Raw genomic sequence first — 13,498 nt, forward strand, 5'->3', positions numbered from 1 at the left:
CGCACGTCCGACGGCAATAACCACACCACACTCGTAACCCCAAGAGCCCGACCCAGAGCTTTGCTAGAGAGGACCGTTCCCATGGCCGATGCCCCCACCGGCAAGGTGACCTTCGTCGGTGCCGGCCCCGGCGCCGCCGACCTGTTGACGTTCCGTGCCGCGCGCGCGATCGCCGAGGCCGACGTCGTGATCTGGGCGGCGAGCCTGGTGCAGGCGGAGGTCCTCGAGCACGCGCGCGAGGACGCGGAGATCCTCGACTCGGCGACGATGTCCCTGGAGGACGTCGTCGCCGTCTACGAGCGCGCACATCGCACCGGCCTGAAGGTCGCCCGTATCCACTCCGGGGACCCCGCTCTGTGGGGCGGTACGCAGGAGCAGATCGACCGGTGTGCTCGGATCGGCATCGAGACGGAGGTCGTACCCGGTGTGTCCGCGTTCTCGGCCGTCGCCGCGCTCGCGCAGCGCGAGTTGACCATCCCGGAGGTCGCGCAGTCCGTCGTGCTGACCCGGCTCGGCGGCGGCAAGACGCCCATGCCGCCCGGGGAGGAGGTGCGGGAGTTCGCCCGGCACGGCACCACCATGGCGATCTTCCTGTCCGCCGCGCGCAGCGGGCAGCTGGTGCGGGAGCTGCTGGAGGGCGGCTATCCGACGTCCACGCCGGTCGTCGTCGCCTACCAGGCGACCTGGCCGGAGGAACTGGTCGTGCGGTGCACGATCGGGACGCTGGAGGAGACGGTCAAGGAGCACAAGCTCTGGAAGCACACCCTCTTCCTGGTCGGCCCGGCGCTCGACGCCGAGGGCACGCGCTCGCACCTGTACCACCCCGGCCACTTCCACGGCTACCGCAAGGCCGACCCTCAGGCCCGCAGGGCCCTGCGCTCGCGGGGTGCCAGTACGTGATCACGGTCGTCGGTACGGGGACGGGCGCGCCCGTTCCCCTCGAAGCGGTGGCGGGGGCCGAGCTCGTCGTGGGCGGGCGACGGCACCTGGACGCCGTACGGCTGCCCGAGGGTGCCGAGCGGATCGTGCTCGGGCCGCTGGCGCCCGCCCTGGACGCCATGGAGGAGTACGTCGGCAAGGACCGGCGGGTGGTCGTGCTGGCCTCCGGCGACCCCGGCTTCTTCGGGATCGTACGGGCGCTCGCCGAGCGGTTCGGTGCGGAGCGTCTGGACGTACGGCCGGGTGTCTCGTCCGTCGCCATCGCCTTCGCGCGGCTGGGTCTGACCTGGGACGACGCGGTCGTCGTCAGCGCGCACGGGCGGGATCCGCGCACGGCCGTCAACCTGTGCCGGGCGCACCCCAAGGTGGCCGTGCTGACCGGGCCCGGCGCCGGTCCGGCCGAGTTGGGCGCCGCGCTCGCCCGTACGGCGCCCGGCCGGGTCCTCGTCGTCGCCTCCGCGCTGGGCTCCGGCGAGGAGCGCCTGGAGCGGCTCTCCCCCTCCGAGGCCGCGGGCCGTGACTGGGGTACGGCGGTGAGTGTCGTCCTGTGCCTGGACGAGACGCGGGTGCTCGGTCCCGTACGGACGCTCGCCGGGGCGGCCGTACGGCCCTTGGGATGGGCCCTGGACGAGGGCGCGTTCGCGCACCGCGACTCGATGATCACCAAGTTCGAGGTGCGGGCGCTGGCCGTGGCCCGGCTCGGGCCGCGCCCCGGCGACCTGGTCTGGGACGTCGGCTCCGGCTCGGGATCCGTGGCCGTGGAGTGCGCGCGGCTGGGTGCCGCCGTCAGCGCCGTCGAGAAGACACCGGACGGGGTGGAGCGGATCCGCGCCAACGCCGGTGCGCACGGCGTCGACGTGCACGTGGTGCACGGAACGGCGCCGGACGCGCTGGATGGACTCGACGCTCCCGATGCCGTGTTCGTCGGTGGCGGGGGGCGCGAGCTGCCCGACATCGTGCGGGCGTGCGCGCGGCGGGCCCGGCGGACGGTCGTGGTCGCCATGGCCGCGCTGGACCGGGTGCCCGCGGTGCGCACGGCGCTCACCGATGCCGGGTTCGGCTGCGACGGGGTGCTGCTGCAGTCCTCGCGGCTCGCACCGCTGCCGGGGGACGTGACCCGGCTGGCGGCGACCAATCCGGTTTTCCTGCTGTGGGGGGCCAGAACCCCCGTTTCTCATGAAGGAGTTGCCCTGTGATCGGCCTCATTTCCGCCACCGCGGCGGGGGCGGCGGCGCGCGACCGGCTGGCCGCGGCGTGGCCGGACCGCACGCGGGTGTACGAGGGTCCCGTCGGGGACGCCGTACGGGCCGCGTTCGGGGAGTGCGAGCAGCTCGTGTGTTTCCTGGCGACGGGGGCCGTCGTACGGCTCGTGGCGCCGCTGCTCGGTGACAAGGCGTCCGACCCGGGTGTGGTGTGCGTCGACGAGGGCGGGCGGTTCGCCGTCTCGCTGGTGGGCGGGCACGGGGGTGGTGCCAATGAACTCGCCGAGCGGGTGGGCGAGTTGCTGGGTGCCGAGCCGGTGGTGACCACGGCGACGGACGCGGTCGGCATCCCCGGCCTGGACACGCTCGGCCTCCCGGTGGAGGGCGACGTGGCCGGGGTGACGCGGGCGCTGCTGGACGGCGAGCCGGTCGCGCTGGACGCCGAAGTGCCGTGGCCGCTGCCGCCGCTGCCGTTCGCGGCGGAGGGCACGCGGACCGTCCGGTTGACGGACCGTGCCGTCGAACCCACCGACGGGGAGGTGCTGCTGCGTCCGCCGTCCCTCGTCGTCGGCGTGGGCGCGTCCAAGGGCGCCCCGGTCGACGAGGTGCTCGGGCTGGTCGAGAGCGCGTTGCGGGACGCGGGACTGTCTCCTCGCAGCCTCGCCGAGCTGGCGACCGTGGACGCCAAGCGGGACGAGCCGGGAATCGTCGAGGCGGCCGCGCGACTCGGGGTGCCCCTGGTGACGTACTCCGCAGAGGAGTTGGCGAAGATCGAGGTCCCCAACCCCTCCGACGCCCCGCTCACCGCCGTGGGCACTCCGTCGGTCGCCGAGGCCTCCGCGCTCGTCCGCGGCGGTGAACTCCTCGTCCCCAAGCGGAAGTCGGCACGTGCGGACGGGCACGCCTCGATGGCGACCTGTGCCGTCGTACGACGTGCCGCGCGCGGGCGGCTCGCGGTGGTCGGGCTCGGTCCCGGCGCCCGCGATCTGCTCACCCCGCGGGCCACGGCCGAACTGCGGCGCGCCTCCGTGCTCGTAGGGCTCGACCAGTACGTCGACCAGATCCGCGATCTGCTGCGGCCCGGCACCCGGATCCTGGAGTCCGGGCTCGGCGCCGAGGAGGAGCGGGCCCGGACCGCGGTGGCCGAGGCCAGGAAGGGGCAGGCGGTCGCGCTGATCGGCAGCGGCGACGCGGGCGTGTACGCCATGGCCTCGCCCGCGCTCGCCGAGGCCTCCGACGACATCGACGTGATCGGCGTACCGGGCGTCACCGCCGCGCTCGCGGCCGGGGCGATCCTGGGCGCGCCGCTCGGCCACGACCACGTGTCCATCAGCCTCTCCGACCTGCACACACCCTGGGAGGTCATCGAGCGGCGGGTGCGCGCGGCTGCCGAGGCGGACCTGGTGGTGACCTTCTACAACCCGCGTTCCCGGGGCCGGGACTGGCAGCTGCCGAAGGCGCTCGCGATCCTCGCGGAGCACCGGGAGCCGACGACGCCGGTGGGTGTCGTACGGAACGCGTCGCGGCCGGACGAATCCAGCCGGGTGACCGACCTGGGCTCTCTGGACCCGGCGACGGTCGACATGATGACGGTCGTGACCGTGGGCAACACGGCGACCCGTGAGATCGCGGGCCGCATGGTGACGCCGCGCGGCTACCGCTGGCAGGAGGCCGCCCAGTGAACCGTGTGGTCCACCCGATCGAGCAGGAGTCCTACCGGCGCCTGCGGGCCCGCCTGGACACCTCGCACTTCCCGCCGCTGACACGGGCGGTGGTGGAGCGGGTCGTCCACTCCGCCGCCGACCTCGACTACGCGACCGATCTCGTCATGGACGAGGCCGCCCTGGAGAAGGCGTACGCCGCCCTGCACGGCGGGGCGCCCGTCGTCGTGGACGTCGAGATGGTCGCGGCCGGTATCACCCGCCGCGAGACGGTCTGCCGGCTCAGGGACGCCGTCGCCGGTCCCGGACTGACCCGTTCGGCGCACGCGATACGGCTCGCCTACGAGCAGGTCGGCCCGGGTGCCCTCTGGGTGATCGGCAACGCGCCGACCGCTTTGGAGGAGCTGCTGACCCTGGACGCCGCCCCCGCACTCGTCATCGGCCTGCCCGTCGGCTTCGTCGGCGCGGTCGAGTCCAAGGCCGCGTTGCGCGAGAGCGGGCTGCCCGCCGTGAGCAACGTGTCCGAGAAGGGCGGCTCGGCGGTCGCGTCGGCCGCCCTGAACGCCCTGCTGTACCACCCCACTTCGTACTCCGAGGAGACATCGTGACCACCCCGCCGCCCGCCCTGCTCATCGCCGGTCACGGCACCCGGGACGAGGCCGGAGCCGAGGCGTTCCGCGACTTCGTACGGCAGCTGGGCGACCGCCACCCCGACCTGCCCGTCGCGGGCGGCTTCATCGAACTGTCGCCGCCCCCGCTCGGCGAGGCGGTCGCCGAACTGGTGGAGCGGGGGGTACGGCGTTTCGCCGCCGTACCGCTGATGCTGGTCTCCGCCGGGCACGCAAAGGGCGACATCCCGGCGGCCCTGTCCCGCGAGAAGGAGCGCCACCCGGGGATCTCCTACACGTACGGGCGCCCGCTGGGCCCGCACCCCTCGCTGCTGTCGGTGCTGGAGCGGCGCCTTGACGAGGCGCTCGGAGGAACCGCGCGGACGCCTCAGGACCGGGCCGACGTGACCGTGCTGCTGGTGGGCCGCGGATCAACCGACCCGGACGCCAACGCCGAGGTGTACAAGGCGGCGCGGCTGCTGTGGGAGGGGCGCGGGTACGCGGGCGTGGAGACGGCGTTCGTGTCGCTGGCGGCGCCGGACGTGCCGAGCGGCCTCGACCGGTGCGCGAAGCTGGGCGCGCGCCGGATCGTGGTCCTTCCCTACTTCCTGTTCACCGGCATCCTGCCGGACCGCGTACGGCAGCAGACCGAGGGCTGGGCGGCCGCGCACCCCGAGGTCGAGGTGCGCTCCGCGGACGTCATCGGCCCGGAGCCGGAGCTGCTCGATCTGGTGATGGAGCGGTACGAGGAGGCCGTCAAGGGCGATCTGCGCATGAACTGCGACTCGTGCGTGTACCGGATCGCACTGCCGGGCTTCGAGGACAAGGTGGGGCTGCCGCAGCAGCCGCACTTCCACCCGGACGACGACGGTCACCACCACCACGGTCACCACCACCACGGCGGACACGCCCATGCGCACTGAGCACGATCTCCGTCACCACGGCGACGCCGAGGTGCGCGACGACGGCTTGGCCCTGGTCGACCTTGCGGTGAACGTCCGCGCCGACACCCCGCCCGCCTGGCTGCGCGAGCGCATCGCAGGCTCACTCGGCTCCCTCGCGGCCTATCCGGACGGACGGGCCGCGCGGGCGGCGGTGGCGGCGCGGCACGGCCTCCCGGTGGAGCGGGTGCTGCTGACGGCCGGTGCCGCCGAGGCCTTCGTGCTGCTCGCCCGGGCCCTGAAGGTACGTCGACCGGTCGTTGTGCACCCGCAGTTCACGGAGCCGGAGGCGGCCCTGCGGGACGCGGGCCACACGGTGGACCGGGTACTGCTGCGCGAGGAGGACGGCTTCCGCCTCGACCCGGCGGCGGTCCCCGAGGACGCGGACCTGGTGGTGGTCGGCAACCCCACGAACCCGACATCCGTCCTGCACCCCGCCGCGGCCGTCGCGCGACTCGCCCGTCCCGGGCGGACGTTGGTCGTGGACGAGGCGTTCATGGACGCGGTGCCGGGGGAGCGTGAGGCGCTGGCCGGGCGGACGGACGTGCCCGGGCTCGTGGTCCTGCGCAGCCTCACCAAGACCTGGGGGCTGGCCGGCCTGCGGATCGGCTACGTCCTCGCCGCCCCCGAGACGATCGCCGAACTGGAGCGCGCCCAGCCCCTGTGGCCGGTGTCCACACCCGCACTGGCCGCCGCCGAGGCCTGCATGGGCCCGCAGGCCCTGGCGGAGGCGGCACACGCGGCCCACCGCATCGCCGCCGACCGAGCCCATCTCATCACCGGCCTCGGCGAGTTCACCTCCGCCGGCCTGCGAGTGACACAGCCCGCCGAGGGCCCCTTCGTGCTCATACGACTGCCCCAGGCAGCGGCCGTACGCGGGCACCTGCGGGACCTGGGCTTCGCGGTCCGACGCGGCGACACGTTCCCGGGGCTGGACGAGGAGTGGCTACGCCTGGCGGTCCGTGACCGGACGACGGTCAACACGTTCCTCCAGGCGCTGGACCAAGCGCTGACGCTGACGTCACCGGTTCGATAGCGCCCCGAAGGGGCGCGGGGAACTGCGCGACCAGCCCCCACAGTCCGCAGACAAAAGACGGCCCGTCCCCGCGGAGCGGAGCGCTCAGCTACGACCCCGCCGCGCCAGCGCCACCGCTCCCCCGCCCGCCAAGACCAGGGCGATCGCGCCACCCGCGATATACGGCGTCATGGAGTTGCTGCCGGTCTCGGCAAGTCCGGACTCCCCGCCCTGCGCCTTGGCGCCGCCGGTGCCACGGTTGGCGCCGGAGCCACCCGCAGGGCCCGGCGCCGCCGCCCCCTGCCCACCCGCCGCAGGCGCCTCGCAGGTCGCCTTGGCCAGCGTGACGGTGCCCTCCACATCGGCCACATTCAGCTTCAACGGGTTGACGGACACCTTGAGTTCAAGGGCGGTGGCGGCCGCCGTTCGCGAGGTGGTCTCCGTCCTCGACAGGTCAAGACGCACCTCACCGATGCCGGCCGCCTTGACCTGCGTGCTGCCGCCGGTCGTCAGGGTGACCTTCTTGCCCAGAACGGTCACCGAGCCGCCGAGGTTCGAGGAGGCGACGGGCTTCTTCCCGGCCTCGCAGACCGCCTTCGAGGTGACCTGCTCCAGCTCGATGAGGGACAGCAGCGGCAGCCCCGGCACATGGACGCCGGCGTGGGCGAGGTCGGCGTAGCCCTCGGCCCTGGTGGAGGTGACGCTCGCCGCGGACTTCGCCGTCCTTGCGTCCAGCACGCTGAAGGCCCTGCCGCCGTTGACGCCGTCCAGCTTGGCGCTCAGCGCCGTCTTCTCGGCGCTCTCCGGCGCCTCGACCTGGTTGAGCGAGACCGCAAGGGGGACGTTCACGGTCTTGTTGAGCAGGGAGACGTCGAGCCCGGTGCGCAGCACGACGGCGCTCGCCCGGCCCTGCTCGCCGGTCGCGTGCGCGGCGCCCGCGCCGGCCAGCGCCGCGGGACCTGCGGCGAGGGCCGTGGCCGTCGCGACGGTGGCGAGACGGCGTGCAGGCATGCGGAAGTTCTTGCCGTTCAAGGTGGGGACCCCTCAGAGGATTCTTGCTCGGGACCCGTCAAGAATTGCGCACCAGGGGTGCCCTGACCGCATTCCGGCGCCACTTCACCCCATCGTGCGTTCGCCGTGAACATTTTCGAATCCCCAGGCACAGGCGTTCCACTCTTTCACCGCCGTATCGCCTTGTGCCCACGCCGGTCAGCCGACGACGTGTCCGTTCACCACTACCCGCCGAGGCGCCTCGAGTACACGTACGTCGGCCCGGGGATCACTCTCGTACACCACGAGGTCGGCCGGGGCCCCCTCCTCCAGACCGGGGCGGCCGAGCCACTTCCGCGCGCCCCAGGTGGTCGCCGACAGCGCCTCGACGGGCGGGATGCCGGCGGTGACCAGCTCCGCCACCTCGCCCGCCACCAGGCCGTGCGCGAGGTGGCCGCCGGCGTCGGTGCCGACGTAGACGGGGATGCCGGCGTCGTAGGCGTTGCGCACGGTGTCGTAGCGGCGCTCGTGGAGCCGCCGCATATGCGCCGACCACTTGGGGAACTTGTCCTCGCCGCCGTCGGCGAGCTGCGGGAAGGTCGCGATGTTGACGAGGGTGGGGACGATCGCGACGCCGCGCGCGGCGAAGAGGGGGATCAGGTCGTCGGTCAGGCCCGTGGCGTGCTCGATGCAGTCGATGCCCGCCTCGACCAGGTCCTGGAGGGAGTTCTCGGCGAAGCAGTGCGCGGTGACGCGGGCGCCGAGGCGGTGGGCCTCGGCGATGGCCGCCTCCACGGCCTCCCGGGGCCAGCTGGGGGCCAGGTCGCCGAGGTCGCGGTCGATCCAGTCGCCGACCAGCTTCACCCAGCCGTCGCCGCGGCGGGCCTCCTGGGCGACGTAGGCGGTCAGTTCGTCCGGCTCGATCTCCCAGGCGTAGTTGCGCATGTAGCGGCGGGTGCGGGCGATGTGGCGTCCGGCCCGGATGATCTTCGGAAGGTCCTCGCGGTCGTCGACCCAGCGGGTGTCCGAGGGCGAGCCCGCGTCGCGGATGAGCAGGGTGCCCGCCTCGCGGTCGGTGAGCGCCTGCTTCTCGGCGACGTCCTGCTCGACCGGCCCGTGCGGGCCGAGGCCCACGTGGCAGTGGGCGTCGACGAGTCCGGGGAGGGCCCAGCCCTCGACGGTACGGACGTCGTCCGCGCCGCCGGGACGGTCGTAGGAGATGCGGCCGTCGACCACCCACAGCTCGTCCCGGACGTCCTCGGGTCCGACGAGGACCCTGCCCTTCACATGCAGCACCGCGCGATCGCTCATGGGCCTCAGCCTAGGACGGCGGGCAGCCCCTCCCCGATCCGGCTCAGCAGCCGGCCGCCGTGCACCCCGGGGGCGCCGAAGCCGCGCGGGTCGTCGTCACCGTCCGCGCAGCACCTCGGAAGATGTTGCCCTCGACGGTCAGGTCGCCGTCCGTCAGCCGGCCCCGCCCACCTGGTCCGAGGTCTCCTCCTCCACCTGGGCCATCGCCGGGTCGAGCAGCCGGGACAGGAAGTGGCGGGTGCGGTCGTGGACGGGGGCGCCGATGACCTGGTCGGGGGTGCCGTCCTCGACGATGGTGCCGCCGTCCATGAAGACGACCCGGTCGGCGACCTCGCGGGCGAAGGTCATCTCGTGGGTGACGACCATCATGGTCATGCCCTCGTCGGCGAGCATGCGCATCACGGCCAGTACGTCCCCGACCAGCTCGGGGTCGAGCGCCGAGGTCGGCTCGTCGAACAGCATCACCTCGGGGCCCATGGACAGCGAGCGGGCGATCGCCACGCGCTGCTGCTGGCCGCCGGAGAGGGAGGCGGGGTAGGCGTCCGCCTTCTCGGACAGGCCCACGCGCGCCAGGTTCTCGGCCGCCACCTGTGCGGCCTTCGCCTTGTCCCGTCCGAGCACCCGGCGCTGCGGCAGCGTGAGGTTCTCGGTCACCGTGAGGTGCGGGAAGAGGTTGAACTGCTGGAAGACCATGCCGATACGGCGGCGTACGGCGTCGATGTCGACGTCCGGGTCGGTGAGTTCGGTGCCGCCGACGAAGACCCGGCCCTTGGTGGGCTCCTCCAGCAGGTTCACACAGCGCAGCAGGGTCGACTTGCCCGAACCGGACGGGCCGATGACGCAGACGACCTCGCCCTGGCCGATCTCCAGGTCGATGCCGCGCAGCACCTCGTTGTCGCCGAAGGACTTGTGCAGGCCGCGTACTTCGATTTCCGGACGGCTCATTTGACGGCCTCCTGGGCCTTGGCCTCCATACGGCGTACGACGAAGCCGAGCGGGATGGTGATCAGCAGGTAGCACAGGCCCGCGACCAGGATCGGCGTGGAGTTGGCGGTCGTACTGGCCAGGTCACGGCCGTACTTGGACAGTTCGCGCTCCTCCAGGGTGACGCCGAGGAACAGGACGAGCGAGGAGTCCTTGAAGAGCAGGACGAGCTCGTTGGTCAGCGGCGGCAGGATGATGCGGAAGGCCTGCGGGATGATGATCGAGACCATGGCGCGGCCCGGCGAGAAGCCCAGCGAACGGGCCGCCTCCATCTGGCCCTTGGGCACCGCCTGGATGCCCGCGCGGATCGTCTCGGCCATGTAGGCGGCGGCGACCAGGCCGAGCGCCAGGGCCACCTTGCCGTAGGTGCCGCCGACGATCTCCGTACCGGGGAAGGCCAGCGGGACGGCGACTCCGATGAAGATGAAGATCAGCAGGGCGGGCAGGCCGCGGAAGATCTCGATGTAGATGCCGGCCAGCCAGCGGTACGGGCCCACGGAGGACAGCCGCATCAGCGCGATCACCATGCCGAGCGCCAGGCCGACGACGAAGCCGGACAGCGTGTACAGCACGGTGTTCTTCAGCGCCATCGTGATGACGTCCGGGAACATCTGCCGGGCGATGCTGCCCTGCGCGAACTGGTTCTTCAGCCGCCCCCAGTCCGCCGAGACCGCGAAGGCGATCACGGCGGCGACGAAGACGACGTACTGCGCGCCGCGCGACAGACTACGCTTCTGACTGCGCGTCAGACCCTTTTTCCTGGGCTGGAGTTGTACGTCCGTGTCAGTGCTCATGGGTCAGGACGCGGCGGGGGACGGGGAGGCGGCGGTGGGGTTGTACGGGCCGATCCACTTCTCGTACAGCTTCTTGTACGTGCCGTCGGCCTTGGCGTCCTTGATCGCCTTGTTGATGGCGGCGAGGAGCTTGGTGTTGCCCTTCTTCACCGTGAAGCCGTACTGCTCACCGGTGTTGAGGTTGTCGGCCACCTTGAACTTGTCCGCGTTGGCCTTGTCCTTGAGCCAGCCCTGGACCACCGGATAGTCGATGATGACGGCCTTGACCTGGCCGGTGCGCAGGCCGTTGAGGACGGCGTCGGAGGACTCGAAGGAGACCGGGTCGAAGCCCTGCTTCTTCGCGTAGTCCTCGCCGGTGGTCTGTGCCTGGGCGCCGAGTTTGACCTTCTTGGCCTTCGCGTCGGCGAGCGAGGTGATGCCGCTGCTCTTGTCGACCAGGAGGGCCTGGGTGGCGTCGAAGTAGGGGTCCGAGAAGTCGACGTTCTTCTTGCGCTCGGCGGTGATGGTCATGCCGGCCGCGGCCACGTCGCACTCGCCGGAGTTGAGGAAGGCGCCGGTCTTGAAGTTCTCGAACGGCGTGTCGAGGATCTGCTGCTTGACGCCCAGGTCCTTGGCGACGAGGTCGATCAGCGACACGTCGAAGCCCTGCACCTTGCCGTTGATCTCCGACTGGAAGGGCGGGTACGGCAGGTGGGTGCAGGTGGTGAGCTGTCCGGCCTTGACGAGTTGGACGCCGCCGGCGGCGGTCTTGCTGCCGCTGCCGCCGTTGCCCGTCGAGGTACAAGCGGCCACGAGCACCAGCCCGGCCGTCGCGGTGGTGGCGGCCAGGATGCGGGTCCGGCGCCCGGAGAACGTCTTCACGGGGTGGCCTCCTGTGTGGGAACTGAGGGTTCCGATTATAAGGAGATGTTTGGGTCTCTCAAATCAAACCGATGGTTGCGGGGCTGTCCGGCCTAAGAAGTCGCAAGTTGCAGGAGGGGCGGGAGTGGGGTCTCGGGTGGTGGATACCCTCGACCGAGCCGACCACTCGTGAACGAAGAGAGCACCGCCGTGACCCACCCTTTCCTCGATCTGCCCCCGATGAGTGCCGCGCACTTCGCGACGATCGAGGACCGGGTGGCGCGGCTCCTCGGCACCGAGCAGGACGTCGTGATCATGCAGGGTGAGGCGCTGCTGCCGCTGGAGGGGGCGATTCGCGCGACCGCCGGGCCGGGGACGGTGGCACTGAACGTCATCACGGGTCCGTACGGGCAGACCTTCGGGAACTGGCTGCGGGACTGCGGGGCGACGGTGATCGACCTGGCGGTGCCCTTCCATACGGCGGTCACCGCCGAGCAGATCCGGGCCGCGTTCGCCGAGCGGCCCGAGATCGACTTCGTGTCGCTGGTGCATGCGGAGGCGGCGACCGGAAACACCAACCCCGTCGCGGAGATCGGGGAGGTCGTACGGGAGCAGGGGGCGCTGTTCTATCTGGACGCCGTCGCCTCCATCGGGGCCGAGCCGGTGCTGCCGGACGCGTGGGGTGTGGATCTGTGCGTCATCGGGGCGCAGAAGGCGATGGGCGGGCCGGCGGGGGTGTCGGCGGTGTCGGTGAGCGAGCGGGCGTGGGCGCGGATGGCCGCCAATCCGCGGGCGCCGCGTCGGTCGTATCTGTCGCTGCTCGACTGGAAGCAGCGGTGGGTCGACGGCGGGCGGAAGGCGCTGCTGCATGCGCCGGCTCAGCTGGAGATGCTGGCGCTGGAGGCGTGTGTCGAGCGGATCGAGACGGTGGGGCCGGCTGTCGTCATGGCCCGGCATGCGGCTGCCGCGGCGGCGACCCGGGCGGGGGCGGTGGCTCTCGGTGGGGGGCTGGAGCCGTATGTGTACGAGGCACGGGAGGCTGCGCCGGTGGCCACGACGCTGAGGGTTCCTGCCGGGGTGGTGGCGTCTGAGGTGGTGGCTCGGGCGCTGGAGGGTGAGCCTTCGCTGCCGTTGGCGGCGGGTGGGGGTGCGTTGGCCAAGGAGATGGTTCGGGTCAATCACTACGGGGTGGATGCTTCGGTGGAGGCGGTGCAGGGGTGCCTGGCGGCGCTGGGCGGGGCGCTGGCCGAGCGGGGGGTGACGGTTGATCTTGCGGGGGCTCGACGGGCCGTGGAGCAGAGCTGGGGGTGACCGCCGCACCTTTTCGCCCCCGCCGCCCCTGCCCGTCCCGACCCGGGGGCCAGCCCCCGGACCCCCGCTCCTCAAACGCCGGAGGGGCTGAGTTTTCGCCGGCCGGGGTTTGATCTTTTCAGCCCGTCCGGCGTTTGAGGACGAGGCCGTTCAGGCCGAACGGGGGTCTGGGGGCGGCAGCCCCGAGTGCGTGCACAGGTGCCATGCTCACCCCCATGACTGACCTGACTCTTCCCGACGGGCGTCCCGTCCCCCACCTCACCGGTGACGAGCGCCCCATGCTCGAAAGCTGGCTCGACTTTCACCGGGGCACCCTGGCCCTGAAGTGCGCGGAGTTGGACGACGCGCAGGTGCGGACCGCGTCCGCCGAGCCCTCGGCGCTCACGCTGCTCGGGCTGGTGCAGCACCTCGCCGAGGTCGAGCGGAACTGGTTCCAGCGGGTGGTCGGCGGGCTCGACGTACCACCGGTGTTCGGCGAGGAGACCGGGTACGTGCTCGACCCGGCGCGCGGGCTCGACGAGGCGCTGAACGTATGGCGCCGGGAGATCGCGCGCGGGCGGGAGCTGTGTGCCGGGCGGCCGCTGGACGACACCGGGCGGCTCGTCGACGGGCCCATGGCGGGGCTGGAGGTCAGTCTGCGCTGGGTCTTCATTCATATGATCGAGGAGTACGCCCGCCACAACGGGCACGCCGATATCTTGCGGGAACGGATCGACGGAGTAACCGGCTACTAATTCCAGGGCCAACTCCGGGTGTAATTCAGGAATTCACTTCTGCACAGCTTCCCGTATTCTTCTGCCCGCTTTTCCCCGGCCTAAACGCAAAGATTTCGCGAACACCAAGCGGGGGAATTCGGGCAGATCTCGTGGGGGTTACCTGCTTGTGACGCGTTACACATCGGG

The 13,498-nt window shown here is 71.9% G+C and carries 13 protein-coding genes; 8 read left to right on the forward strand and 5 right to left on the reverse strand.

What is annotated here, in order from left to right:
* Positions 1-81: 81 nt before the first annotated feature.
* Genes cobM through cobC form a run of 6 tightly spaced genes read left to right on the forward strand, consistent with a single transcriptional unit; the run spans position 82 to position 6,387 of the window.
* Positions 82-900 (forward strand): precorrin-4 C(11)-methyltransferase, encoded by an 819-nt coding sequence (cobM, locus tag ABD355_RS29240; RefSeq protein ID WP_344403769.1) that lies wholly within the window; start codon positions 82-84, stop codon positions 898-900.
* Positions 897-2,135, forward strand: a complete 1,239-nt coding sequence (gene cbiE, locus ABD355_RS29245; RefSeq protein ID WP_344403771.1) for a precorrin-6y C5,15-methyltransferase (decarboxylating) subunit CbiE — start codon at positions 897-899, stop codon at positions 2,133-2,135. Before cobM ends, cbiE begins: the two co-directional genes overlap by 4 nt.
* Positions 2,132-3,823: a precorrin-3B C(17)-methyltransferase gene (gene cobJ / locus ABD355_RS29250; protein ID WP_344403772.1), complete on the forward strand. Its 1,692-nt coding sequence runs from the start codon at positions 2,132-2,134 to the stop codon at positions 3,821-3,823. Before cbiE ends, cobJ begins: the two co-directional genes overlap by 4 nt.
* Positions 3,820-4,410 carry a precorrin-8X methylmutase gene (locus ABD355_RS29255; RefSeq protein ID WP_344403774.1) on the forward strand — a complete coding sequence of 197 codons (591 nt, stop codon included), beginning with the start codon at positions 3,820-3,822 and terminating at the stop codon, positions 4,408-4,410. Before cobJ ends, ABD355_RS29255 begins: the two co-directional genes overlap by 4 nt.
* Complete coding sequence (locus tag ABD355_RS29260) at positions 4,407-5,333, forward strand: sirohydrochlorin chelatase (RefSeq protein WP_344403776.1); 927 nt, start codon at positions 4,407-4,409, stop codon at positions 5,331-5,333. The genes ABD355_RS29255 and ABD355_RS29260 overlap by 4 nt, the downstream gene beginning before the upstream one ends.
* Positions 5,323-6,387: an Rv2231c family histidinol phosphate aminotransferase CobC gene (gene cobC / locus ABD355_RS29265; protein WP_344403778.1), complete on the forward strand. Its 1,065-nt coding sequence runs from the start codon at positions 5,323-5,325 to the stop codon at positions 6,385-6,387. Before ABD355_RS29260 ends, cobC begins: the two co-directional genes overlap by 11 nt.
* 84 nt (positions 6,388-6,471) lie before the next feature.
* On the opposite strand, the gene ABD355_RS29270 is transcribed toward cobC, so the two are convergent.
* The 5 genes from ABD355_RS29270 to ABD355_RS29290 form a co-directional block, all read right to left on the reverse strand.
* Positions 6,472-7,398: an SCO1860 family LAETG-anchored protein gene (locus ABD355_RS29270; RefSeq protein ID WP_344403780.1), complete on the reverse strand. Its 927-nt coding sequence runs from the start codon at positions 7,396-7,398 to the stop codon at positions 6,472-6,474.
* Positions 7,399-7,575: 177 nt separating this feature from the next.
* Complete coding sequence (locus tag ABD355_RS29275) at positions 7,576-8,667, reverse strand: amidohydrolase family protein (protein ID WP_344403782.1); 1,092 nt, start codon at positions 8,665-8,667, stop codon at positions 7,576-7,578.
* A 153-nt stretch (positions 8,668-8,820) separates the two neighbouring features.
* Positions 8,821-9,612, reverse strand: coding sequence for an amino acid ABC transporter ATP-binding protein (locus tag ABD355_RS29280; RefSeq protein WP_344403784.1), 792 nt, complete (start codon positions 9,610-9,612; stop codon positions 8,821-8,823).
* Positions 9,609-10,445 (reverse strand): amino acid ABC transporter permease, encoded by an 837-nt coding sequence (locus ABD355_RS29285; protein WP_344403786.1) that lies wholly within the window; start codon positions 10,443-10,445, stop codon positions 9,609-9,611. The genes ABD355_RS29280 and ABD355_RS29285 overlap by 4 nt, the downstream gene beginning before the upstream one ends.
* Before the next feature lie 3 nt (positions 10,446-10,448).
* Entirely contained in the window at positions 10,449-11,306 is an 858-nt protein-coding gene (locus ABD355_RS29290) for a transporter substrate-binding domain-containing protein (protein WP_344403788.1), read from the reverse strand.
* Between the two features lie 189 nt (positions 11,307-11,495).
* On the opposite strand from ABD355_RS29290, the gene ABD355_RS29295 reads away from it, so the two are divergent.
* Together ABD355_RS29295 and ABD355_RS29300 are read left to right on the forward strand one after the other, a co-directional pair.
* Positions 11,496-12,596, forward strand: a complete 1,101-nt coding sequence (locus ABD355_RS29295) for a pyridoxal-phosphate-dependent aminotransferase family protein (protein WP_344403790.1) — start codon at positions 11,496-11,498, stop codon at positions 12,594-12,596.
* Positions 12,597-12,811: 215 nt separating this feature from the next.
* Complete coding sequence (locus ABD355_RS29300; RefSeq protein WP_344403793.1) at positions 12,812-13,330, forward strand: DinB family protein; 519 nt, start codon at positions 12,812-12,814, stop codon at positions 13,328-13,330.
* The last annotated feature ends 168 nt before the right edge of the window (positions 13,331-13,498 follow it).

This window comes from Streptomyces longisporus (assembly GCF_039532765.1).
In the GTDB taxonomy this organism is placed as follows: domain Bacteria; phylum Actinomycetota; class Actinomycetes; order Streptomycetales; family Streptomycetaceae; genus Streptomyces; species Streptomyces longisporus.

What these genes read in the sequence shown, in the direction of transcription:
- cobM (WP_344403769.1), top strand. Translation starts at nt 82, where the DNA reads ATGGCCGATGCCCCCACCGGCAAGGTGACCTTCGTCGGTGCCGGCCCC.
- cobC (WP_344403778.1), top strand. Translation starts at nt 5,323, where the DNA reads ATGCGCACTGAGCACGATCTCCGTCACCACGGCGACGCCGAGGTGCGC.
- ABD355_RS29275 (WP_344403782.1), bottom strand. Translation starts at nt 8,667, where the DNA reads ATGAGCGATCGCGCGGTGCTGCATGTGAAGGGCAGGGTCCTCGTCGGA.
- ABD355_RS29280 (WP_344403784.1), bottom strand. Translation starts at nt 9,612, where the DNA reads ATGAGCCGTCCGGAAATCGAAGTACGCGGCCTGCACAAGTCCTTCGGC.
- ABD355_RS29285 (WP_344403786.1), bottom strand. Translation starts at nt 10,445, where the DNA reads ATGAGCACTGACACGGACGTACAACTCCAGCCCAGGAAAAAGGGTCTG.
- ABD355_RS29300 (WP_344403793.1), top strand. Translation starts at nt 12,812, where the DNA reads ATGACTGACCTGACTCTTCCCGACGGGCGTCCCGTCCCCCACCTCACC.